At 36.8% G+C, this 24,151-nt stretch carries 18 protein-coding genes and 1 pseudogene; 15 read left to right on the top strand and 4 right to left on the bottom strand.

The window, feature by feature from the left end:
* The first annotated feature begins 12 nt into the window (after positions 1-12).
* From A5889_RS06590 to queA, 6 genes are all read left to right on the top strand, one after another.
* Positions 13-702 (top strand): hypothetical protein, encoded by a 690-nt coding sequence (locus tag A5889_RS06590; RefSeq protein WP_087640881.1) that lies wholly within the window; start codon positions 13-15, stop codon positions 700-702.
* Positions 703-739: 37 nt separating this feature from the next.
* Positions 740-1,297 (top strand): hypothetical protein, encoded by a 558-nt coding sequence (locus A5889_RS06585; RefSeq protein ID WP_087640882.1) that lies wholly within the window; start codon positions 740-742, stop codon positions 1,295-1,297.
* A 210-nt stretch (positions 1,298-1,507) separates the two neighbouring features.
* Entirely contained in the window at positions 1,508-1,825 is a 318-nt protein-coding gene (locus tag A5889_RS06580; protein ID WP_087640883.1) for a PadR family transcriptional regulator, read from the top strand.
* Positions 1,826-1,833: 8 nt separating this feature from the next.
* The gene (locus A5889_RS06575) at positions 1,834-3,378 is read left to right on the top strand and encodes a DUF4097 family beta strand repeat-containing protein (RefSeq protein ID WP_242585552.1); all 1,545 of its coding nucleotides are present in this window, start codon (positions 1,834-1,836) and stop codon (positions 3,376-3,378) included.
* 115 nt (positions 3,379-3,493) lie between these two features.
* Positions 3,494-4,006 carry a hypothetical protein gene (locus tag A5889_RS06570; protein WP_087640885.1) on the top strand — a complete coding sequence of 171 codons (513 nt, stop codon included), beginning with the start codon at positions 3,494-3,496 and terminating at the stop codon, positions 4,004-4,006.
* 776 nt (positions 4,007-4,782) lie between these two features.
* Positions 4,783-5,814, top strand: a complete 1,032-nt coding sequence (queA, locus tag A5889_RS06565; protein ID WP_087640886.1) for a tRNA preQ1(34) S-adenosylmethionine ribosyltransferase-isomerase QueA — start codon at positions 4,783-4,785, stop codon at positions 5,812-5,814.
* A gap of 76 nt (positions 5,815-5,890) precedes the next feature.
* On the opposite strand, the gene spxA is transcribed toward queA, so the two are convergent.
* Positions 5,891-6,289, bottom strand: a complete 399-nt coding sequence (gene spxA, locus A5889_RS06560; protein WP_087641539.1) for a transcriptional regulator SpxA — start codon at positions 6,287-6,289, stop codon at positions 5,891-5,893.
* Positions 6,290-6,649: 360 nt separating this feature from the next.
* Here spxA and lanM point away from each other — a divergent pair, with 360 nt between their 5' ends.
* Both lanM and A5889_RS06550 read left to right on the top strand, forming a co-directional pair.
* Positions 6,650-9,541, top strand: a complete 2,892-nt coding sequence (gene lanM, locus A5889_RS06555; RefSeq protein WP_087640887.1) for a type 2 lanthipeptide synthetase LanM — start codon at positions 6,650-6,652, stop codon at positions 9,539-9,541.
* An 80-nt stretch (positions 9,542-9,621) separates the two neighbouring features.
* Entirely contained in the window at positions 9,622-9,789 is a 168-nt protein-coding gene (locus tag A5889_RS06550) for a hypothetical protein (protein ID WP_176372828.1), read from the top strand.
* Positions 9,790-9,847: 58 nt separating this feature from the next.
* Here the strand turns inward: A5889_RS06550 and A5889_RS06545 are convergent, their stop codons facing one another.
* Both A5889_RS06545 and A5889_RS06540 read right to left on the bottom strand, forming a co-directional pair.
* On the bottom strand, positions 9,848-10,180 hold the full coding sequence (locus A5889_RS06545; RefSeq protein WP_087640888.1) for a hypothetical protein: 333 nt from the start codon (positions 10,178-10,180) through the stop codon (positions 9,848-9,850).
* 19 nt (positions 10,181-10,199) lie between these two features.
* Positions 10,200-10,454, bottom strand: a complete 255-nt coding sequence (locus A5889_RS06540) for a helix-turn-helix transcriptional regulator (protein ID WP_086329112.1) — start codon at positions 10,452-10,454, stop codon at positions 10,200-10,202.
* Positions 10,455-11,134: 680 nt separating this feature from the next.
* Between A5889_RS06540 and A5889_RS06535 the strand changes: the two are divergent.
* The 3 genes and pseudogenes from A5889_RS06535 (at position 11,135) to A5889_RS06525 (ending at position 17,949) form a co-directional block, all read left to right on the top strand.
* A pseudogene (locus A5889_RS06535) lies at positions 11,135-13,757 on the top strand (calcium-translocating P-type ATPase, PMCA-type).
* A gap of 841 nt (positions 13,758-14,598) precedes the next feature.
* Entirely contained in the window at positions 14,599-16,545 is a 1,947-nt protein-coding gene (locus A5889_RS06530; RefSeq protein WP_225533715.1) for a KUP/HAK/KT family potassium transporter, read from the top strand.
* A gap of 114 nt (positions 16,546-16,659) precedes the next feature.
* The gene (locus tag A5889_RS06525; protein ID WP_087640890.1) at positions 16,660-17,949 is read left to right on the top strand and encodes a hemolysin family protein; all 1,290 of its coding nucleotides are present in this window, start codon (positions 16,660-16,662) and stop codon (positions 17,947-17,949) included.
* 56 nt (positions 17,950-18,005) lie between these two features.
* On the opposite strand, the gene A5889_RS06520 is transcribed toward A5889_RS06525, so the two are convergent.
* Entirely contained in the window at positions 18,006-18,590 is a 585-nt protein-coding gene (locus A5889_RS06520) for a hypothetical protein (RefSeq protein WP_087640891.1), read from the bottom strand.
* Positions 18,591-18,785: 195 nt separating this feature from the next.
* Between A5889_RS06520 and A5889_RS06515 the strand changes: the two genes are divergently transcribed.
* The 4 genes from A5889_RS06515 to A5889_RS06500 all read left to right on the top strand — a co-directional run bounded on the left by A5889_RS06515 (position 18,786) and on the right by A5889_RS06500 (position 24,129).
* Positions 18,786-19,511, top strand: a complete 726-nt coding sequence (locus A5889_RS06515; RefSeq protein ID WP_087640892.1) for an epoxyqueuosine reductase QueH — start codon at positions 18,786-18,788, stop codon at positions 19,509-19,511.
* A gap of 168 nt (positions 19,512-19,679) precedes the next feature.
* Entirely contained in the window at positions 19,680-21,944 is a 2,265-nt protein-coding gene (metE, locus tag A5889_RS06510) for a 5-methyltetrahydropteroyltriglutamate--homocysteine S-methyltransferase (RefSeq protein WP_087640893.1), read from the top strand.
* Entirely contained in the window at positions 21,945-22,808 is an 864-nt protein-coding gene (gene metF, locus A5889_RS06505) for a methylenetetrahydrofolate reductase [NAD(P)H] (protein WP_087640894.1), read from the top strand.
* 415 nt (positions 22,809-23,223) lie between these two features.
* Complete coding sequence (locus A5889_RS06500) at positions 23,224-24,129, top strand: signal peptidase I (protein WP_242585523.1); 906 nt, start codon at positions 23,224-23,226, stop codon at positions 24,127-24,129.
* Positions 24,130-24,151: the final 22 nt, after the last annotated feature.

Here is a 24,151-nt window from a genome sequence, read left to right as displayed (position 1 = left end):
CTAATTAGGCGTATGAAAAAACAAAGAATAATTATTATGTTAATTTTGATAGTTGTTGTTTTCACAAGTTGTACTAAGAATGCTGATCCCAAAGACGTGACGACAACTTTCATTAACAATGTCATATATGGTAAGGACAAAGAAAAGGCGGAGAAGTACTTTTATGATTTAGATGCACCCACTCAAAGTGACTTAGTTCAGGATTTTTCCGAACTATTTGATTTATCAGAAACTCAAGCTGAAGAACTAGTAGAAATTTATCAACAAAAACTAGAGAATGAAACGAGCTTCTCTGTCAAGATGAAAGAAGAGTCAGACAAAAAATCTGAGGCTGAGGTGACTATAACAGGGCTTGATCAAAGTACATTCGATCAAGTTGTTGATAAGAAAACAGACGAAGAATTAGTTAGTTGGCTACAAAACAAAGGATATGATCAAATCAAGACATTAGATGACATCGATAAGCTTACCGATGAAAAGCAGCTGAATAAATTATTGAAAGAATTGAATGGACTAAAAGATGAAGACCTTAATCAAATCCAATTTGAAGCGCTAAAAAAGACATTCAAAGAATTAAAAGCAGCGCCGAAATCTAAGACGATTCATATAGAGCTGGAGCAAGATAAAAAGGAAAAGAAATATTGGAAGGTCAAAGATGAAGAAAAAAGCTTTAATGAATTACTTGATGCATTCCAAGGATAACTATACTAAAGAATATGTTGATTAAGGAGAAGTTAGAATGAAAAAATTTATATTATTTTGCATAGCTCTTTTAATGATCGGTGTAGGTACGACCCAAATCGGCAGTACGACAGCAGAGGCTGCTTTTTCAAAAGATGAAGCTGTTAGAGAACGATTTGCTTTAAAAAGAGAACGGTTAGCTGAAGTTGTTTCTAAAAAAATTGCGCGTGTCGAGAATTCGATCAAGACAAAATTGAAAGAGCAGGAAGCAAAAAAAGCGCAGAAACAAAAAGAAGAAGAGACGAAGAAAGCGGCAGCTAAAAAAGCAGAAGAAGAAAAGAAATCAGAAAGTGAGGCTCAAGAAGCTGCTCAAGTCGCTGAACAACAGACTGTCGCCGAACAGCCAGTCGAAGCTTATCAGCAAGAAGAAACGGCTCAAGTCCAAGAAGAAGCAGGGGCGGCAACGGATGCTGTTTCCGGAGCCTCAGCAAGCGGACAAGAACGTGGGCAAAAGAATAGAGAATGGGGCAATCAGTTGAGCGATCCTAATTTGACACCGGCAGAGCGTCAAGGTATCATTCAAGAGAAAAAGAATTACAACCGTGGTAACTATTAGTAAGCTGAACAATAGGTTGTCCCATGAATAAAATAGGTAACAGATACCGCTGTGTTAAAACGTATGTGGCGGTTTCAATGTACATTTTGTTTAGAAAGAATCGGTGCAAAAATTGGTCATGATTGTTTACTCGTAGTTTATGTATATTATAGGAAGTATTAGGAACGGTCAGTAATTTGTCAATCAAAACTGTGATAAGGGGATTGAGCGATGAGGGCTTCAAGCCAGTTTAAAAAAGGTGCTTTAGAGATGTGTGTGCTTCATTTTATCCAAAAGGAAGATCGCTACGGCTATGAGTTAACACAACGAGTAAATCAATTTATACCAATTACTGAAGGGGCACTTTATCCGGTGTTGCGTCGGTTAGTCAAAGAGTCCTACTGCATTATTTATGCCAAAGAATCACCCGATGGACCTTCTAGAAAGTATTATCAGATAACAGATAAGGGACAAGAATATTTGGCACTTTTGGAACATGATTGGGACGAGTTTGTTGATCAAGTAAACGAGTTGAGGAGGGCAGATTAGTGAGTACGATGGAGGAATATTTAGACCAGCTAAAAGCTGCTTTTGCTGAAGAAGATATAGAAGAATTCAATGAGTTGAAAGAAGATCTACTGGAGCAGTTGGCTGTGTGTTTGGAAGATGGACAAACAGAAGCCGAAGTTGTAGCCAGACTTGCTTCACCGCAGGAAATTGCGGCTGATTATTACGCAGATCTAAGTTTAGATGCTGCAATCAATGCGAAAACATCTGTTGTTCCTCGGGAAGAGATTCAAGATGTTTTTATTCAAACACAGAAAAAGAGAATGCAAAAGTTATTAAAGACGGTGATTAAAGTGTTAAAACCATTGATATTACTTTTGTTAGTGGCAGAATTTTCTTTTTTTCTCATCTATATAATCAAAGAACTGCTTGAAGAAAAAAATCTTGCTGGTATTCCGTTGGTTCTTTGTTTTTTAACAGCAGCATTGATCCTTCAAGTAGTAAAGAGCTGGTTCATTGAAAAGAAAAAGTTGATAAATATCTTCTCTACAGCAGCGTTAGTATTAGGTCTAGGGGTATTGTTGGTATTTTCTCTCACAGATCGTTTGATGTATACAGGTAGACAGTATTATAAGGAGATCGAACTTTCTTCTAGTAAGAATGCTTCATTTAGTTTTGATTCAGATGCAGATGTCGAAATCACAACTGTGGAGGTTTCTAGCACAGAAAAGCCAAGTTTGATGGTTAAGGGAAGATTTAAAGAAAGTGATATCCAAAAGATCGAAAAAGGTTCTTACAAAAACAAGGTCGATTTGACCCTTGATGAAGAGAATATCTTTGATACATTCACTAAAACAGGGCGTTCAGAAGTGATGTTTTTTATCCCAAAGGGAACGATTCTTGATGATTTTCACTTAGGTCTAAGTCAAGGAGATTTACGCTTACTGGACATTCAGACGAAAAATTTTGATTTGGATTTAACTTCAGGAGACGTCTATGCTAAGAATATTATTGCAGATGAAGGTCATGTGAAAAGCGATTTTGGAGATGTGATCATTGAAGAATCTGCAATGAATCTAGCGGTGAAAAGTGACTCTGGAAAGACTGTTATTACGGGAATGCTGGGTGATTTGACGATCGACGGCAACAGCGGACTGTCTATTTTGAAATTCTTACGCTCAGATAATATCGTATTGAACAACCATTCTGGTCGAATGATTTTGGAAGATACTGAGACAAAGAAACTAAAAGCAACGGCTACAGATGGACAGGTCATTGTTAAGAGAACAAAAGGTGATCTACTGATGAGCAATGAAAAAGGCAAAATCGTTTCAGAGGAGAATAAAGGAGAGCTGGAAATAGAAAATATTTCTGGACCGATCATTTCGATTCAAGATAGTAAAGTAAACGCCAAAGTATCCAGTCATTCCGGCTTTATTAAGTGGCTTCAAGATCCTGCTCAAGCAGTGAAAGTCACAGCGAGCACAGGAACAGGGGAAATAAAAAATGATTTTTCAAAAGTACCTTCTGGCAAATATAGTATTGATGTCCAATCAAAAACTGGTGATGTCAAGATTTTGAAAAAAGTAGAGTAACTCTAAGAAATATAACTATTTATATACACATAGGGAAAGTGGAGTTAGATTGAGTCTAGTCTGATTCCACTTTCTAATGTATAAAGCAAAATGACGAGTATCATAAGGAGAGCATATGTTTAATAAAGGAAAAATCAAAAAGTGGTTTAAGTATGGGGAACAGGCTATGGAAGCTAAAGATTATAAGCAAGCAGTCTATTTTTTTAAATTGGTTATTGAAGGAAGTATGAAACATGGCGGTGTTCGATTCAATGATTGTTTCAATGCGCTTGTTCATTTAGGCGATATCTATAATGAAGAGCAATGTTTTGAAGAAGCAGACCAGCTTTATCGCATGGCAGCAGGAATGGATTCTTCGGCCAAATATGTGTTGCTGAAGGATGAAATTTTCCATACTGAATTTGGCTATGAGACAAATCGTAAAAAATGGCTGAAAAGAAATATGATCGATTACACAGATATCATTCAGGCGAAGAAAAAGAATCATTGGGGATTTTTGATCGATGAGATAAAGACAGAAAAGCAAAGTGGAACAGCACTTAAAAAAATGAAAAAGCAGAGCAAAACAGATCCATCTGAGGAGTCCATTTGGTCTTATGGTGATTATCTTGATACATCCACTTTTTAAGTTGGTAAAAATTATAAAGGTCATGAAAAAAATGAAATAAATAGAAATTATTCTGACAGTTTGTTGACTATGAAATTGTTTTTCTTTAAAATGAGTAGTAGATAGAAACGAATAAAATAAAAAAGGCACTTCACAAATCAGTTGGCGCTGATTTATGAAGCCCTGAGAAGTCAGAAAAGGCTGACCAATCAAGTTGCCCGTGTTAATGTATAACATCAACACTCTCCATTTTACTCAATTTTGAGGAAAATATCTAGGACTTTCTTCATATAGAGCTAGGTGGCTGTGTGATGCTTATTTACTGAACATGCAATGGTGTTGGTGTAGTTTGCCAACACCTTTTTTCGTTTGTTTCTATCTGGAAAGTGTAAAATCTGTAGGATGGATGCTTTAGGATTGAAGCCGACAGTCCTAAAGTAATCAGCTGTTCTTGATTTTACACTTTCATGAACGGTCAAGAATATCCTGAATCGGATGATCAACGTTTAGGTGGTAATGTTCGATCCGATTCAACTGATCTTTGATCATTCAGTGATATGGACAGGGATAGCCATTTTTAGATGAATAAAAGAGAATTGTCGTAGAATCACTTTTAGCTCATCTTGGGTTATAGCTGTCCATATTTTCATTTGTTTACTGAGCAGAAGCTAGACTTGATCATCTGTACTGAAAAGCTAGTCGTACTGTTTTTGTTATGTGTGCTGCTTTCTTCATAGCCAGATAGAGTAAAAAATGTTAGAATAGCCAAGACAAATCAAGTAGAAAGAGTGACAAATATGCTTAGTACAGAAGATTTTGATTTTGATTTACCAGAAGAACTAATTGCTCAAACACCGCTGAAAGATCGGACAAGCTCACGACTTTTAGTTTTGAACCGTGAAACAAAAGAAATAGAAGATAAACATTTTCATGACATCATTGATGAATTGAACGCCGGTGATGCTTTAGTTATGAATGATACACGCGTGCTGCCTGCACGTTTATATGGAGAAAAACCTGATACAGGCGGACATTTAGAAGTACTTCTTTTAACGAATACAGAAGGAGATACTTGGGAAACATTGATCAAACCCGCCAAAAGAGCTAAAAAAGGCACTGAGATTCATTTTGGTGATGGACGTTTGAAAGCGACCGTTGTTGAAGAGCTGGAGCATGGCGGACGAATCGTTGATTTTACTTATGATGGGATTTTCCTAGAGATTTTGGAATCCTTAGGAGAGATGCCTCTACCGCCGTATATCAAAGAACGCTTAGAAGATCCAGAACGATATCAAACAGTGTATGCAAAAGAGAACGGCTCTGCCGCTGCACCTACGGCTGGTTTACACTTCACACAAGAATTACTTCAGAAGATACAGGCAAAGGGTGTGAAGCTAGTCTATTTGACCTTACATGTTGGTCTAGGAACATTTCGTCCAGTCAATGTAGAAAATATCGCTGAACATGAAATGCACAGCGAATTTTATCGGTTGACAGAAACGGCTGCAGAACAGTTGAATGAGGTTCGGCAACAGGGTGGAAAAATTATTGCAGTTGGAACGACCTCTATTCGTACGCTAGAAACGATCGGTACAAAATTTGATGGACAGATCAAAGCAGACAGTGGCTGGACAGATATTTTTATCACACCAGGTTATGAGTTTAAGATCGTTCAAGCTTTTTCAACGAACTTCCATTTACCGAAGTCCACATTAGTAATGCTGGTCAGTGCATTTGCTGGACGTGATTTGACATTAGCTGCTTATCATCATGCTATAAATGAACGCTATCGCTTCTTTAGTTTTGGAGATGCAATGTTCGTGAAATAATATAAAAAACTCATCGACTGCTTGTTCTTTTAAGGAAAGCAGTCGATGAGTTTTTTTGGATTCGAGGTAGTAATAGTTATAAGCCGCTTAGTAGTAATGTTTGAGATAATTCTCTTTTACGAACGGATCTCGGTAGGAAGCAACGAATTTCATCTTCATTGAATCCAATTTGCAGTCTTTTTTCATCGATCATGATTGGACGACGTAAAAGACCTGGATTATCTTTGACTAGCTCTAAAAGCTCGTGTAAAGGTAATTCATTGATATCTATCGCTAATTTTTGAAAGATTTTAGAACGAATCGAAATAATATCTTCAGTTCCTTCTTCTGTAAGAATTAATATATTTTTAAGTTCATCTAAGGTAATAGGTGTAGTGCCAAAGTTTTTTTCTTCAAATGGAATCTCATGGTCGATCAGCCATTTTCTCGCTTTTCTACATGATGTGCAACTATTTGTCGTATAGAGTTTTAACATAAATTTCATATCCTTTCGAAAATATTGGTACATACCTCTTAACAACTATAATATACTAAAAGTACAAAATTCACAAAATAAATGCTTGCGAAATGGCTGATTATTTCTATCAAAAGAGAGAAATAAATAAATATCTTGATTTTAGTGTTATTTTTTATAGGAATCAGTTGCTTTAACAAGTTATCTTGGACTTTTATTCTGTTATCTTTAAAACTGATGATAGGAGAGGGAAAAACGAGAAAGAATATTCCATTTGACTCGAAATAAAGTAACAAGCTCTTCGATAAAATAAAATTAGCATAGTATTTTAACTATTTTTTTATTATTATTAAGGTATGATACGATCAAGGAGAGAAAAAAATGATTGAAGAGATAACGTATAGTTATGCGACGACGATTTCAGAAAGGATTCAATGCTGGAAAGATTTGAAGATAGATGACGAAGAAGATAAACAGTTCTTAAAGAAATGGCAGGGACGAAAAAGCTTGTTAACACCAGCTGATTTTAATACAATGCTCAAGCAATATTCCTACGATGAGCATCTGTTTAGTAGAGCTTTTCTCCCCTTTACTGAAGAACGGGCGAAACAATTGCTACCAGAAATCGAAAAGAGTCAGTGGTTCCGAATGCATCAACAGTTATTTACAGATGAAATCCCGCTTAAGGAACTAAATTTAAGTGCTGCGTTACGTTTCCATTTAGCTTTTTACGAAAAACATATTCGTACCTTGACTGAGAAATATTCAGAAATCCATATAACAGAGGAAGTGATCAGTGATTTAGTTGACCAGTTGAGAAAAGAATTCTTTTTTATTTCTCAAAAAACGCTTGCATGGGATGTTCATCAAATGATAGAGGAATATCAACTAAAGGGAGAATCGAAAGAAGCGGAATTTGTCAGCTATATTAAAGAATTTCTTGGGGATAAAGAACGAACTTTTTTGTTTTTTGCAGAATACCCGACCTTGGCTCGACTTTTAGCTATCAGATTGACATTTGCCTGTGAGGTAATTGAAACTTTTCTTGCTTCTTTGAGCCATTCGGCAGAACAGCTAGTTGAACTTTTTCAGGTGGACTCCCCTTTTAAATTGACAGAGGTTTTAGTGGGGCAAGGGGATAGCCATGAACGAGGAAAAACAGTGATCCAGTTTCGATTAGGAGACGTTCCTTTAGTATTTAAGTTCAAAGAATTAAAGATCGGCGAACGGTTTAATGAGCTGTTGACCTATGTGGAAGAAATAGACAAAACAGCATCATTTTACAAGGTCCAGCGTTTAGTCCAGCCTGATTTTACAATCGAGGAAAAGGTCAGTTATAAAGAATGTACAAAGGAAAATGAGGTTGTTGAGTTTTATCAACAGTACGGCAGATTATTGGCATTGACTTACTGGCTAGGTGCAACGGATCTGCATATGGAAAACGTGATCGCACACGGAAATCAGCCAGTTTTAATCGATGTAGAAACGCTAATTCGTCCGGAGATACTTCATACAAAGAAAAACACTCGGCAATTAAGAATAGAAAAAAACTCAGTGCTTGTAACAGGCTTGATCCCACAAAGAAAGCAGTGGAAGCGGGAAGTAGAACTTGATGCATTATCAGGCACGAAGCAAAAATTACCTCAAAAAGTCAGTCGATTAAAAGAAGAGTATTCAAGTGAAATTGCGTTCCATTTAGAAGAAGCCTACATGCCAGCAGCTAAAAATATTCCAGCTCTAAATGGCATTGAAGTGGATTATCATAAGTACCGGAAAGTTATCCTGTCGGCGTTTAAAGAGATGAACACACTTTTGCTTAAGAATAAAGCCGTTTTCATAAAAAAAGTTAAGGAACTTTTTTCAGGGGTACAAATTCGTCTGATTTACAGAGATACTCAGGATTACGGAAATTTATTGAATTTTACGCTGCATACAGATTGTATGTCCAACTACATCGAACGAGAAAAGGTGATCGAAAATGTCTGGGCTAGTAAGGTCGTACCGAAAGCACTTATTTCTACTGAGGTCGAGTCATTGTTAGTGCACGATATTCCTTTTTTTACAGCGAATACTTCTTCGACGAGTATTTACGCGAATGGCCAAGAATTTCGACAGATGCTAAAATATTCTCCTTTACAAGAGACTGTGGCCCATATGGAACAAATCACCAAAACAACCAGCCAGTTTTCCTATCTTTTATTGAAAGAAAGTCTTGAGATGCTGGAATATGATTTACAGAAAATTGAGATTCCAGAGAAGAATTCAGCTGTTCAAGAGCCATTGCTAAAAAGAGCCGCAGATATTGGAGATAAAATAATTGAGCAACTTGCCATAGATACAAAAAGGCAAACGATAGACTGGTTATCTATTTTGCCCGCTGATGATCATGACGTAGTCGTTTCCTATCCAGGGAAAGATCTTTATGAGGGGGGCAGCGGAATCTATTTATTTTTTGTTTACCTTAATCACTATGTTCCTAAAAAAATGTATCAACGTGTGATCGATTTGCTGGAAAAAGAGATTTTTGATTCTGAGGATACTGAAGAAGTTTATGAGAGCGCCTTTTTCTCTGAAGGAATGCGTCTTACCATAGCTTTTTACGCCTATAGATTGCTTGGCGATGAAAAATATCGACAATATTTAGAGGACAATCTAGAAGTGTTGCTACTTAATTCAAATTCGCAAAATAATCAACAAAGTGAGTGGATCTATGGAAGAAGTAGCTTGCTTGCGGTAGTGGCAGCGATTTATCAAGCACTGAAGCTCCCGTTAGCTAAACAAGTGCTTGCAAAATATATGTACTCAATGACGTGTCAGGAAATGACAGATAACGGTTTTGCTCATGGATATGCTGGCGTTTTGTATGGTGTGTATCAGGCAAGTCGAGTATTACAAGATAAAAAAGCAGAAACTATTCTTTTATGGTATAAAGAAAAATTTACAGAAAAATTAGCGATAGAGGATATAAAAAATGATTCATGGTGTCGTGGTTCATTAGGGATAAGGCATGTTTGTGAGATGCTTCAGATCGATTTTCCTATAGAAAAAATGAAGAGACTACCATCCCAAAATGATTGCTTATGTCATGGAGCAGCTGGGAATGTCGAAGATTATACAGATAATAATTTGTTATTAAACAAAAAGAGCTTCAACTTGAAGACTGATACTGAAAGTTATCCAATCAGTCTCTTTGGCGGCTTAGCTGGAATTGGGTACCAATTATTGCGAATATTTAACGTATATGAAGTTCCGTCAGTCTTATTTATCCAATAAACAATCTGAAAAAAGAACTTTACTTATTTAGTGGAACATCTTATAATCAAATTATTAAGATAAGGGGGAGAAAAAATATCATGAGAAAATTATCTATTGAAAAAATGGAAACAGCAAAAGATACGAAAAAAGTGGATGCGGTTGTTGGCGCTTCATTTGAAAGAAGTAAACGGACTGACGATATGATGGAGCAAAAAGAAGAAAATGAGACTGCTATTGGTTGGTGGACTGTTCTGATATGCTTCTAAAAATAAGAAAAAGAACTAGATGATCCTAGTTCTTTTTTAGTTTGATTTTAGTTTGATTTTAGTTTGATTTTTTTAAAATCATAATGCCGAAAGCTTCTACTCCTGATATAATAAGCAACACTAAATTGATCATCCAATAATAAGATACTTGGTTGTAGGCTACAATGTCATAAAGTGTAGTGCCTAAAATAAATAGTAGGACTATCGTAACGATAAATGAAATAAAGCTCGCAGTTGAAATGATTTTCTTTCCTCGTTCATCTTTTCCCTCTTTGCTAAAGAAGAAATAGACTGAGTAAATAATAAAAATCAAAGAAAGTCCAATAATCAAAAAACTAGACCAATGATTTACAGGCAAGTTATCAAAAAAAGATTTAAGTGATTCGATCATAATTTATCCTTTCCTTCCGTTAATCGGTTTCTTCGCTTGTTTGCTCGTCGTCTGTTAATTTTTTGAAAGTGAAGATTTGTTCAATCGGCACTTCAAAAACATCTGCTATGTCATGAGCCAATAAAAGGGAAGGATTGTACCTATTTCTTTCTAGTTGAATGATAGTTTGTCTAGATACTCCTACTTTATCAGCAAGTTCCTGTTGGGTCATGCGTTTCATAGCTCTGTAGACGTGAATGGAACTCTCAAAGGATGAGTTCTTCTTTTTTGGCAATGCAAATCCCTCCAATAGTCTAATTTATGTATCAAATAAAAAGCGCATAGTCACTATACCATATCTTACTTTCACTTACAAATATCTTGCAAAGAAAAAAGCCAAGCTTCTCGACTAGCTTGGCCTTTGTTTCCGGAAGGAATCAGCGTATTGATTTATATTTTTTTTACTTCTAGTTATACATGCAAAGTAATTAGTTGAATTTCTTGTTCATAAACCAAATGTTGTCTTCATTACATTTTCTACATTTCTTAAAAATATTTTTTTAATCAAACTATCTTTCTATGCATTCTTTTCTTTAAATGGGACTGAATCTTCAGTGTTTTTATGCATATTCACTATTTGTAAAGATGTTTTTATGATTTTTTACTTTACACATATAGGTGTTGAAAGGTGAATCGTGCTCTGCTAACAATTTTGTGTTTACTCATTTCATGCTTCGAGAAATTCTTCAATACTACTGATATGTCCTCCTTCCTTCTATAATTATAGTAACATAAATAGTAAGCGTTTTCAACAAAAAAGCTTCTTTTTTTATAAATTATTTAGTCAAATAGTAGCGGAAGCTAGAAAGAAAAATGAAAAATTACCCATATTTATTGAAGTCTGAAAAAAAAACATGTTATAGTGAATATAACCACTATATTAATAGAAGGAAAAAATAAGAATGGGGGGATAGGATGGAAGCATATAAACAACCTATCGAAACAATTATTAAAGAAGTAAATACAAATAGAGAGCAAGGTTTAACGGAACAAGAAGTAAAAAAGCGATTAGCTGAACACGGCGCAAATAAGTTTCAGGAAACAAAGAAAGATTCCGTTTTAAAAAAGTTTTTCCACAGTTTATCAGATTTTACAACAATTATCTTGTTAGTTGCAGCAGCTATCTCGTTTTATACAGCGATTGCAACTGAGCATGGTGATTACTTTGAGGGAATCCTGATTATTGCGATTGTGATCATTAATGCAGTACTAGCGATCGTTCAAGAAGGAAATGCAGAAAAATCACTGGCAGCTCTTCAAAACATGAATAAACAAAGTAGTGCGGTTTTACGTGACGGCAAAGTGGAAACGATCGATGCAGAAGCTGTTGTCGTAGGAGATATACTTGTTTTAGAATCAGGAGCGATGATCACTGCAGATGCCCGTTTGATTCAAACAGCTCAACTAAGAGTGGAAGAATCAGCGCTGACTGGTGAAAGTGAGCCAATCGAGAAAGATTCAGAATACATAATAGAAAAAGATGCACCACTTGGAGATCAGTTGAACATGGTCTTCAAAGGATGCACGGTTGCAAATGGTCGAGGCAGAGCAGTGGTTACGGCCACAGGGATGCAGACTGAAATGGGTAAAATCGCGGGTCTATTGAATGACGATGTCACACAGCAAACACCATTGCAAAAGCGTTTAAATCAACTAGGAAAACGAATCAGCCTGATTGCACTAGGAGCTGCGGCGATTGTTTTTATTATTGGACAGTTACAGGGGAACCATTATTAGAAATGTTTATGACGGCTGTTTCATTGGCAGTCGCAGCTGTACCTGAAACGTTGATGGTCATCGTTACATTGACGCTGGCTTTTGGCGTGCAGAAAATGGCGAAAAAACATGCGATTATTCGCCGTTTACCAGCAGTTGAAACACTCGGGACCGCTAATGTCATTTGTTCGGATAAGACAGGGACGCTTACCCAAAATAAAATGCGTGTCAGACGTGTCTGGTCTCGTGGAGATGAAGTGACGGATACAGAAGACGCAATGACAGATGAAGCGATGGAAGTGTTAAAAATGGCTGCTCTTTGTACGGATGTGATCGTGGACAAAGAGGGTGACGATTTAGTCATTCAAGGAAATCCAACAGAGGCGGCAATTGTGCGTGCAGTCGAAGAAAACTACCATACAAAAGCTGAGTTAGAAGAAAAATACCCAAGAATTGGCGAAATTCCATTTGATTCAGAGCGCAAAATGATGACGACGGTTCATAAAATGGGGAAAAAATATATTTCTGTTACTAAAGGAGCCTTTGATGTCTTATTGACGCGTTTTCGTTTTGGTGATTTGGATCAGGCCGCTGTAGTTAATGATCGTTTCGGAAAAAGGGCTTTACGAGTGATTGCTGTTGGTTACGCGAACCTACTGAAATTACTTCTGAAGCCTTAGAGAAGAATTTAAGGCTATTAGGATTGATCGGGATGATCGATCCGCCAAGACCTGAAAGTAAAGGCGCAATTGCCAGAGCTAAAAAAGCGGGGATCAAAACAGTAATGATCACAGGAGATCACGTGGTGACTGCTGGTGCAATTGCAAAAGAATTAGGGATTTTACAAGACAAAAGTGAAGCGTTGACTGGTTCCGAGTTACAACAAATGTCTGACGAAGAACTGGATCAACGAGTAAAATCACTTTCTGTTTATGCAAGGGTAACACCAGAAGACAAGATTAGGATCGTAAAATCATGGCAGCGAACAGGTGCTGTAGTTGCAATGACAGGAGACGGTGTCAACGATGCTCCTGCTTTAAAGGCCAGCGATGTTGGTTGTGCGATGGGGATCACTGGAACGGATGTAGCCCAAGGCGCAGCAGATATGATTTTAACGGATGATAACTTTGCTACAATTGTTGATGCAGTAGCCCAAGGACGTGCTGTTTACAGAAATATCCGCAAAGCAGTAAATTTTCTGCTGAGCTGTAATATTTCAGAGATTTTTATTGTATTGATTGCTATGCTTTTAGGTTGGGGTGCACCGTTCACAGCGGTACAACTACTATTTGTCAACGTAGTTGCAGATGGCTTGCCAGGTTTTGCTTTAGGGAAAGAACCTGCTGAAGCTGGCATCATGGATGAAGCACCAATTCCTAGAAATGAAGGGATTTTTGCGCGTGGTTTATGGCAAAAAATCGGAATCAATGCCTTTGTTTTCACCGTGATCACACTCTTTGGTTTTTATTTAGGGGCAAATGTTGATTCCGTATCATATTTCTTTGATGCAAGCTATGAAGTAGGTCAAACTGTGGCTTTCTTGATCTTAGCTTACTCATCGATTTTACATGTATTCAATGTCAGAAGCACTCAATCGATATTTAGAGTAAAACTTGCAACGAACAAATCATTATTTGAAATGGCAGTATTAGCTGTGATTATCACCACAGTGATTGCATTGTTGCCATTTACACAAGATTTATTTGGCTTAGTACCGATTGGTATGAATCATTGGTTATTGGTTTTTGGTCTTTCTATCGTACCGATTTTCGTGAATGAAATGATTAAATTCCACTATTCTTCAGAAGAAGAGGAAGACTAAAAAAAGAGTATAAAAAGGCTTGGAATACTGACTTTAACAAAGGCAGTTTTTCAGGTCTTTTTTTAGTAGAAAAAATGAATAAAAAATATTTATATAAAAGACTTGCTAAAATAGTGTGAGAGTATTATAGTTGTTATCAAAATCAGTTATTTTTTTATTGATTTTGTTAATTAAATAAAAAATTACAACCACTATTTTTATTTGGCTGACCAAATAAAAATCTTAGGGGAGTAGCGACATAGTTTACTATGTTCTTAGATCAACAGCTAGTGTGAATAACACTGGTCTAGGAATGAAATTGCGAGACCTAAGTGTAAGGACCAAGTGTCGTTTCACTTAGGTCTCTTGTTTTGCTTTTTAAGGGAATAAACATCTGAAAAAAAGTGGTTGGAAAGATGTATCGTTGTGCTTTACAGGTATTACCTCGAAAAAAGATAAAAACTGCCAGTGATAAAAAACTTCACTTTCAGATTTTCCTATTTTTCGTTTGGGACAGATCGAGCCTGTACAGCTTTTGCATCACCTAGCTTCAAGAGCTAGTCTCTCGGAAAAAAGATGACTATTGCTCGTGGTAAAAAGCACCACGTTCAATATTCCCTATTTTTCGGTCGAGACTGAATGAGCTCTTTCGGCTTTTGCATCATCTAGCTTCAAGAGCTAGTCTCTCGGAAAAAAGATGACTATTGCTCGTGGTAAAAAGCACCACGTTCAATATTCCCTATTTTTCAGTCGAGACTGACCGAGCTCTTTCAGCTTTTAATTTTAGGAGGAGAATCTTGTGGGAGAGAAGTCTAAGTTTTCGCATCATCAGAAATTGACCGCTGCTGGTCTTTTAGTGGCTATGGGGGTCGTTTATGGCGATATCGGAACTAGTCCGCTTTATGTAATGAAAGCAATCGTTGGAGATAATGGCGGTCTTCAAAATGTGTCAGAGAACTTTATTATTGGAGCGGTGTCATTGATTTTTTGGACACTGACGATTTTAACAACGATCAAATATGTTGTGATTGCTTTGAATGCGGATAACCATGGTGAAGGAGGGATCTTTTCTTTATATACGCTTGTGCGTAAAAAAGGAAAGTATCTGATCATTCCGGCGATGATCGGAGGCGCTGCGCTTTTAGCAGATGGTGTCCTGACTCCAGCTGTGACTGTGACGACTGCAATAGAAGGATTACGTGGTATTCCGATATTTTTCGAGCGTTTCGGCAATGATCAAAATATTATTGTGATCATTACGTTAGTGATCATTCTTGTGCTGTTTTCAGTGCAGCGCTTTGGGACAGATGCTGTTGGTAAAGCATTCGGACCAATCATGTTTGCTTGGTTTACTTTTTTAGGTATCATGGGTCTGATCAATTTTGGACAAGATTGGACGGTCTTGCGGGCGTTGAATCCCTATTATGCGATCCATCTTTTAATGAGTCCTGAAAATAAGCTGGGGATTTTTGTTTTAGGGAATGTCTTTCTTGCAACAACTGGTGCAGAAGCATTGTACTCTGATTTAGGTCACGTAGGAAAATATAATATACGTGCAAGCTGGCCGTACATCAAAGTCTGTTTAGTACTGAATTATTTAGGTCAGGCTGCGTGGATTTTAAGTGCTAAAAATGATCCATCGATTTTAGCAATTGAAAACTTGAACCCATTTTTCCAAATGATGCCAAATAGCATGATGCTGTTTGGAGTTGTTTTTGCTACGATTGCAGCCGTAATTGCTTCGCAGGCTCTGATTTCAGGTTCGTTTACTTTAGTATCAGAAGCGATCAAATTAAAATTATTACCAAGATTAAAAATCATTTATCCTGGTGCGAATATCGGTCAAATGTATATTCCGGCTGTGAATACACTGTTATGGCTGATTTGTTCATTGATCGTAATCACATTTAGAACATCTACACATATGGAAGCCGCATATGGACTTTCGATCACAGTAACGATGTTGATGACAACTATTTTGCTTATGTTCTATCTACTTCAAAAAGGTGCACCACGCGGAATTGCTTATCTTATTACTTTATTCTTCGGCAGTATTGAATCGATTTTCTTTGTGTCGAGTATTGCAAAATTCTTCCATGGTGGTTACGTCGCTGTGGGGATCGCCCTTTTGATCCTTAGTGTGATGACGATTTGGGAATGGGGCAATATCATCAAAGAGAAAACATCAGATACAGTGCCTTTGAAGCAATATGTGGAGCAATTGCGGATGTTGAAAGAGGATACTTCTGTACCAAAATCTCAAACAAATGTGGTCTTCATGACTCCTGATTTGATTGGCGAAGAAATTGGCCGACCAATTATTTATTCGATTTTAGATAAACAGCCGAAACGGGCAAATGTTTATTGGTTTGTCAATGTTGAAGTAACGGATGAGCCTTTTACGAAAGAGTATTCTGTTGATATGATGGGGACTGATTTTATCGTTCAGGTTCAATTGTATCTTGGCTTCCATGTGGCTCAAGAAGTAAATATCTATATTCGCCAAATCGTTCATGATTTGATGAAAGACGGCCGTTTACCAAAACAGCCACAAAGATATTCCTTGACTCCTGGTCGTGAGGTTGGGGATTTCCAATTTATCATTATTCGGGAAGAGCTTTCAAAAGTTACTGAGTTAAAAAAATGGGATCGTCAAATCATGCAATTGAAGCTGGCGATCAAAAAATGGACGACCACTCCGGAAAACTGGTTTGGTCTGGAATATAGTGAAGTGAAATATGAGTCTGTACCATTGATCATTGGTGATACTCGTAAAACACGATTAAGAGAAAGAAAACCTGTGTTATAACGTCAAAAAGCTTTAGTCCGTTGATTGGGCTGAAGTTTTTTTGATTGCTCTTATTCGCACAATTTGGATTAGACAAGTATAATAAGCACAGAGAAGAAAAACGAGGTGTAGGAAATGCTTGCAATTAATTTTTTTATTTTATTTTTAATGATCGCTGTTACTGCTTTTTTTGTAGCAAGCGAATTTGCTTTAGTGAAGATTCGAATGTCTAGATTGGAACAATTAAAAAAAGATGGAGTTAAAAATGCTGAACTGGCGATCCACGTCACACATCATTTAGATGCTTATTTATCGGCAAGTCAGTTAGGGATCACTTTGACTGGATTGATCATTGGTTGGGTCGGTGAAGGCTCTGTAGCTGCTTTACTACATCCTTTGATCGGCAACTTACCGATCAGTGCAGCATTGAGCAGAACGATTTCTATTATTTTAGGTTTTGCATTGGTTACTTATGTCGATGTTGTAGTAGGTGAGTTATTACCTAAAAGTTATAGCATTGCGCAAACAGAAAAAGTTGTTTTAGCTATAGTTAAACCGCTGCATTATTTTTATAAAATCATGTATCCATTTATTTGGCTGTTAAATCATTCGGCAGCTGGATTAGGAAAACTATTAGGGATCAAACTAGTTTCAGAAGGTGAAGAAACCTTGACTCAAGAGGAATTACTTTTTGTGGCAGTCGATTCTTATAAAAAAGGTGAGCTCACAAAGGAAGAGTATCATTATATGGAGAATGTCTTTGAATTTGATGATACCCTCGCAAAAGAAATTCAAGTCGATCGGACATCGATGGAAGTTTTTGAGGCGGATGAAACGGTCACACAAGCGATACAGCATTCTTTAAAACGAGGACACACAAGATATCCTGTGATCGAAGAGTCAAAAGACCAGGTACTGGGCTATGTTACCTTGCCGACATTGATCAGAGAATCTTTTGTAGATGGAGAAAGAAAAGTCTGTGATCTAGTCGAAGAACCGATCGTAGCTCTAGCGACAACACCTATCAAAACCTTGTTGACAATGATGCGTAAAGAGGGAAAACACATTGCGATCTTAAAAGATGAATATGGCGGAACTACTGGAATGGTCACGATCGAAGATATTTTAGAAGAGCTTGTTGGAGATATTCGTGATGAAACGGATTTGGAAACGGCTCTGATCGCAAAAGAGTCAGAGAATACGTATATCATCTCAGGGAAAATCACGCTGGATGATTTTGAACGTTATTTCAAAGTTAAAATACCAGAATTTGAAGCGTCTGAAATGTCGACCTTAGCAGGATTTATTGTTGAACAAAAGAATACTCAAATTACAGTTGGAGATCGATTCGTATTTAATGAATTTACTTTTGAAGTCATGGATTATGAGCATGCACATATTGATTATTTTAAAGTAACAAAATAAAATAAGAGTGAGACAAACTGTTTTTTGACGTTTGTCTCACTCTTTTTGTTAAACTATTAAGCTCTATGATAAGTCAAATCAGAAGGACCGAAGAAAGATCCTGAAACAGACATTTGGGAGAAATTCTCTAAATCGATGTCATGAACAGTCAATGTGAAGTCATTATCAGGAACGTGATTTCCTTCTGCGTCATACACTTCATTTGTGATGAGTAGGCTTTGATTTTGCTCGTCCCAATTTAAAGCTGCTAATTTAATAGAAAAAGCACCTCCTACACCTGACATAGGTGCTATGCTTGCAGTTTCACCTGAAAATGAAGCGGACCATTGTATCCCGTTAGCATCATTTTCAGTTGAACGCCATTCACCCATTAGTGCATTGTAAATCGTTTGCGGATCTTTAGGAGTAGTTTCAGCAGTAGTGCTCGTTTCAGTGCTAGTCTCTTTTTCAATCGATGATGGAAGTACATCTATTGTGTTGGTAGTCTCGATTGTCGTTGTAGCATCTGTTTTGGCTTTAGTATCCGTTGTCACTACTTGAGTAGATGTTTTTGGTTGTTCAGATTTGCTCTCCTTTTTCCCACCGCACGCGCTTAACGTTATTAATAGTAGAGTTGCCATAAGTAATGTTGATTTTTTCATTGTGTAACCTCCTTTTGATATATCTATTGTAACTTTAAAGAAATGTTTTTGCAATACAATTGTAATAAAATAGACTGTTATATTTATTGTATCGAGTATAGGTAATTGCATTCATTTTTGCTAAGAGAGTAGATAAATAGGAATAGAAGAAGTAAAATAGAACGTATCGTACAACAAATCTTGGAGGTGATTTAGGTGATAAACGTAACAGAAATAACGGGAAAATTATCTCCAAATCAAAAGATCAATTATGATCGTGTCCTGCAAAAGCTGATTGCAGATTGGGAAAAACGGGCGATTCGCCCAACTATTTTACTTCATAGCTGTTGCGCACCTTGCAGTACGTATACACTTGAGTACTTAACGAAATACGCGGATGTGACGATTTATTTTGCAAATTCCAATATCCATCCTCGGGCAGAATACTTGCGGCGTGAAATCGTTCAAAAACAATTTGTGGAAATGTTCAATGAACGAACGAATAATGATGTTCACTTTTTATCTGCCCCTTATGAACCTAATGATTTCATGCAGATGGTCAAAGTAAATAACTTATCTGAAGAACCAGAAGGTGGTAAACGTTGTTCTGCTTGTTTTCACATGCGCTTGGATATCGTTGCTGAGAAGGCACAAGAATTAGGCTATGATTATTTTGGCAGTGCGCTGACTTTGTCACCAAAGAAAAATAGTCAATTGATCAATGAAATTGGGATCGATATTCAAAAATTTTATGCAACAAACTATCTACCAAGCGATTTTAAGAAAAATAATGGGTATAAGCGTTCAATCGAACTTTGCAAAGAATACGATGTCTATCGTCAATGTTATTGTGGTTGTCTATTTGCCGCAACTAAGCAAGGTGTTGATCTTAAAATGGTCAATAAAGAGGCAAGAAAATATTTAAAAGATCAAATGGAATAGCTAATAAGGCAGATGAGAGAATTACGCAGCTCAAAGAAGAGCAGCGTAATTTTTTTGTTTATTTTTTTAATATAGCTAAAAACTATATTAAATGATAGAAAATAAGTGTTATCCTATATTTCTTTCTCGTGGTAAAGTAGTTGAAATACCTTTTGAAGGAGGAAATGTATGAAAACATCGATTATTGGCTTTCCCAGAGTTGGGGAATTACGGGAATTAAAATTTGCGACAGAAAAGTATTTTAGAAAAGAGATCACAGCAGATGAACTGGAGACTACGGGAAAAGAGTTGCGGAAAAAGCACTGGCAGCTTTTAGTCGATCAGGGAATCGATTTCATCCCTAGTGGTGATTTTTCTTTTTTCGATACAACATTGGATACAGCAGTCTTGCTGAATTTAGTACCGAAAAAATATAAAGAGTTAGAGTTGTCACCGCTTGAAACATATTTTGCATTGGCAAGAGGATATCAAGGTGAAGCTGGTGATGTAACGGCATTAGCAATGAAGAAATGGTTCAATACCAATTATCATTACATGGTTCCGGAAATTGATGATGAAACGGAGCTTCAGCTAGTTGGCAGTACGCTAGTCGATACCTTTAAAGAGGCGAAAACCCTAGGAATCAAGACACGTCCAACGATATTGGGTCCTTTTACATTATTAAAATTAGCTACTTATCAGGGGCAAAAAGGTGCCGAAGATTTTTATCAAGCAGCTATTTCAGCATACAGTCAATTATTTACAGAGTTATCCAAAGAAGAGTGCGAATGGCTTCAGATCGATGAACCAGCATTAGTCTTAGATTTGACACAAGAAGAAAGCAAGCAGTTTAAAACATTGTATCAAGCATTGCTTGCTGAAAAAGGCGATCTAAATATTTTAGTTCAGACATATTTTGGAGACGTTCGAGATGTGTATCAGGAATTAGTTGATCTTCCTTTTGATGGGATCGGTCTAGATTTTGTTGAAGGAAGAAAAACACTAGAATTAGTGGAAAAATATGGTTTTCCAAAAGATAAATTACTTTTTGCAGGGATTATAAATGGGAAGAATATTTGGGCAAATGACTATCAAAAATCGTTAGCGCTGATCGAAAAGCTTCAATCAGCCGGTGAGATTGTTTTAAATACGTCTTGTTCGTTATTGCACGTTCCTTTTACACTAAAAAATGAAACTTCTTTGGGCGTTGATGTAACGAATCATTTTGCTTTTGCTGTTGAGAAATTGGCTGAAATCAATAATGTGAAGAAAATCAATGAAGACAAGTATCTTCATCAAGCATTATTAGAAAAAAATATCAGCCTATTTAAACAGGAACGCTATATTAAAAATGAACAATTGGCAGAGAAAATCGAACGGTTAACAGAGGATGATTTTGTTCGTCGGCCAGTCTTGGTAGAACGTGCGGCTATTCAAAAAGACAAATTGAATCTGCCGATTTTACCAACGACAACGATCGGTTCATTTCCGCAAACCAAAGAGGTAAAACAAAATCGTGCTAAATTCAAAAAAGGTGAAATCACAGAAGCAGAATATACTGCGTTCAACCAAGAAAAAATTGCTGAATGTGTCGCCTTTCAAGAAGAAATTGGCTTAGATGTTCTTGTTCATGGTGAGTTTGAGCGAAATGACATGGTAGAATATTTTGGCGAGAGTCTGGATGGTTATTTGTTTACTGAAAAGGCATGGGTACAATCATACGGCACTCGTTGTGTGAAGCCGCCGATCATCTGGGGGGATGTGTCACGTTCGAATCCAATGACAGTTTCCTATTCTAAATATGCTCAAAGCTTGACAGATAAGCCGATGAAAGGAATGTTGACAGGACCTGTAACGATTTTGAACTGGTCATTTCCGCGAGAAGATATTAGTTTGAAAGAGTCGACATTGCAGCTAGCTTTAGCTATTCAGGAAGAGGTTTTGGATCTAGAAGCTAATGGGATCGAGATCATTCAGATCGATGAAGCAGCTTTACGGGAAAAATTACCGTTGCGTCAATCTGACTGGCATTCTGAATATTTGGATTGGGCGATTCCGGCGTTTCGTTTAGTGCACAGTAAAGTCCAACCAACGACTCAAATTCATACACATATGTGTTATAGCGAGTTTGCGGATATTATTCGGGATATCGATAATATGGATGCAGATGTGATTTCGTTTGAAGCCTCTCGTTCAAATTTAACGATTTTAGATGCTTTGAAAGCTATTGATTTCCAAACGCAAGTGGGACCTGGTGTTTATGATATCCACTCACCACGAGTACCTTTAGTCGAAGAAATAGAAAAGACGATCCATAATATTTTAAAAAAGTTGCCTGTTGAAAAAGTTTGGGTCAACCCGGACTGTGGATTGAAAACCCGCGGCGTGACGGAAACACATGCAAGCTTGAGAAATTTAGTCCTCGCAGCTAAACAGGTACGTGGAGGGATTTAAATGAGAACAGATGCCTTGTTTAAAGAAAAAACTGTTTTTTCTTTTGAAATATTTCCGCCAAGAAGAACAGCTCCTGTAGAGACGATTTATCATACGTTAGAACGTTTAAAAGGACAACAGCCTGATTTTATCAGTGTTACATTAGGCGCTGGCGGCACGGGAAATAATTTAAGTACAGCAGATATTGCTCAAAAAATACAAGAAGAACAATTTTTGCCAAGTGTGGCTCACTTACCTGCTGTCAATTTTTCTAAAAATGAGGTCATCGCAATTTTGGATGAATTAAAACAGAAGAAGGTCGAGAATATTTTGGCATTGAGAGGGGATATTTTGCCTGACAAAGAACCTAAGAAAGACTTTGTTTATGCGAATGATCTCATCACATTTATTCATGAACAAGGACAATTCAATATCATCGGTGCCTGCTATCCTGAAACGCATAGTGATGCCGCGAGCTCGGTAGAAGATATTCAAAATTTGAAACGAAAAGTAGATGCGGGGACGAATCAACTGATCACACAATTATTCTTTGATAATCACTACTTTTATACTTTTAAAGAAAAATGTGAGATAGCAGGAATCGATATACCGATTCAAGCAGGGATCATGCCTGTCGTAAATAAGAAGCAAATTGAACGGATGGTAAAAATGTCGAATGTGACTCTGCCAACAAAATTTTTGAAGATGATGGAGCGCTATGAACACAACCCGGAAGCGATCAGAGATGCCGGCATTGCTTATGCAATTAATCAAATTGTAGATTTGGTTGCTCAGGGTGCAGATGGTATTCACTTGTACACGATGAATAATCCTTATGTAGCACAAAAAATCAGAGAAGCGACGCGTAGTCTATTTGAAGCATAAAAAAATACTGAAAAAAAATGAACTGTATGGAATAACTGAACAAAGTTATTCCATACAGTTTTTTTCTGTTCATAAAATTAATTTATTTATATATGTAATCGCCTCTTTTTTAAGCTTTAAAATAACGTTAAATTACATTTGTTTGTTTATTTAAAAATAACTAAAGCTCTATTTTTCATTTTTATGTATATATATAAAACAGATTCGGTTGTGTTTAAAAGCATTTTTAACAACTTTCCAAACATTAATAAAATAGATTTTTAAGGAAAATCAAAAATCCATTGATTTAAAAAATAACATGTAGTATCATTTTTTTAAGTGGTAAAAAATAATTACATTTAGGTAACCTTATTGATATCTAGTTAGAGTTTTTCTTATGTAGTAGTAGAAAAAGTAATGAGTGGGAGGGAAGAATATGTCAAAGAGAACGTCTGCCAAAAATTTAGATAATTTTAGTGAAAGAGTACCTACAAAGCAGCGTCCTAAGCGTCGTTCCCAGAATAGAAAAGACTATGATCAGGTACGTCCGAAGGTTGGAAAATATGATGAAGCTGATACGAAGCCGAGACGAAAATCAAAACCAAACACGGATAGAAAAAAAGGCACCTCCTTTGAAAGAGGGGATAAAGCTGCTAGGCGTCAGCGAATTCGTAAAGAAGAATCTTTTCAAAATCAGAGGATGAGAAGGCGTCATGACAGACAAGATCCCCAAGTTACTGAAAAAAAACCAGCAATCATGATTTTTTCTTTTTTTAGCAACTTATTTTTTTACGTAGTAACCATTGGAATTATTATGATGGCGGTGATGTTTTCCTTCAGTTCAAAATCTACAGCTTCGATTTTCGGCTATCGTTTCTATACAGTGTTGACGAATTCGATGGTTCCGCAAGAAAATGGCCCAAAGGGTGGTTTTTATGCTGGAGATATCGTGATCGTCAAAATGACAGATGGAACAAAAGTAAAGAAAGATGACATCGTGACGTTTGCTGTTGGCGATGGTTCCCGCTATTTGACACACAGAATGGTCGATCGTAAAGATGAGCTGAATGGTGAAAAAGGTGATTTTTTGATCACTAAGGGGGATGCTAACAAAAGTAATGATCCGCCGATAGCTGCAGATCGTGTATTAGGTAAAGTGATCGTAGCAGTTCCAAAAATCGGTAATCTTTTAGATTTTATTCGGGAAGAATTTTGGGCATGTCTGATCTGTGTTCTTTCTTTATACGGATTTTTCTTAGTATTGAAAGCCTATTTGTTTTCACCCAAAGAAGAATATATCAGAAGAAAAAAGACATCAAAACATCCAGCATATGGACAGTGATATTAGCACGTCGTCTTTTGAT

Origin of the sequence: Enterococcus sp. 9D6_DIV0238, from assembly GCF_002174455.2 — a bacterium.
GTDB classification, from domain to species: domain Bacteria; phylum Bacillota; class Bacilli; order Lactobacillales; family Enterococcaceae; genus Enterococcus_L; species Enterococcus_L dunnyi.
Note: the sequence above shows the minus strand (reverse complement) of the source record. Positions and strands in the feature narration are given on the sequence as shown.

Coding starts and splice junctions, on each gene's coding strand:
- A5889_RS06575 (WP_242585552.1), top strand. CDS start 1,834: ATGGAGGAATATTTAGACCAGCTAAAAGCTGCTTTTGCTGAAGAAGAT.
- A5889_RS06530 (WP_225533715.1), top strand. CDS start 14,599: ATGGGGGTCGTTTATGGCGATATCGGAACTAGTCCGCTTTATGTAATG.
- spxA (WP_087641539.1), bottom strand. CDS start 6,289: ATGTTAAAACTCTATACGACAAATAGTTGCACATCATGTAGAAAAGCG.
- A5889_RS06585 (WP_087640882.1), top strand. CDS start 740: ATGAAAAAATTTATATTATTTTGCATAGCTCTTTTAATGATCGGTGTA.
- queA (WP_087640886.1), top strand. CDS start 4,783: ATGCTTAGTACAGAAGATTTTGATTTTGATTTACCAGAAGAACTAATT.
- A5889_RS06570 (WP_087640885.1), top strand. CDS start 3,494: ATGTTTAATAAAGGAAAAATCAAAAAGTGGTTTAAGTATGGGGAACAG.
- metE (WP_087640893.1), top strand. CDS start 19,680: ATGAAAACATCGATTATTGGCTTTCCCAGAGTTGGGGAATTACGGGAA.
- metF (WP_087640894.1), top strand. CDS start 21,945: ATGAGAACAGATGCCTTGTTTAAAGAAAAAACTGTTTTTTCTTTTGAA.
- lanM (WP_087640887.1), top strand. CDS start 6,650: ATGATTGAAGAGATAACGTATAGTTATGCGACGACGATTTCAGAAAGG.
- A5889_RS06590 (WP_087640881.1), top strand. CDS start 13: ATGAAAAAACAAAGAATAATTATTATGTTAATTTTGATAGTTGTTGTT.
- A5889_RS06580 (WP_087640883.1), top strand. CDS start 1,508: ATGAGGGCTTCAAGCCAGTTTAAAAAAGGTGCTTTAGAGATGTGTGTG.
- A5889_RS06500 (WP_242585523.1), top strand. CDS start 23,224: ATGTCAAAGAGAACGTCTGCCAAAAATTTAGATAATTTTAGTGAAAGA.
- A5889_RS06550 (WP_176372828.1), top strand. CDS start 9,622: ATGAGAAAATTATCTATTGAAAAAATGGAAACAGCAAAAGATACGAAA.
- A5889_RS06525 (WP_087640890.1), top strand. CDS start 16,660: ATGCTTGCAATTAATTTTTTTATTTTATTTTTAATGATCGCTGTTACT.
- A5889_RS06545 (WP_087640888.1), bottom strand. CDS start 10,180: ATGATCGAATCACTTAAATCTTTTTTTGATAACTTGCCTGTAAATCAT.
- A5889_RS06520 (WP_087640891.1), bottom strand. CDS start 18,590: ATGAAAAAATCAACATTACTTATGGCAACTCTACTATTAATAACGTTA.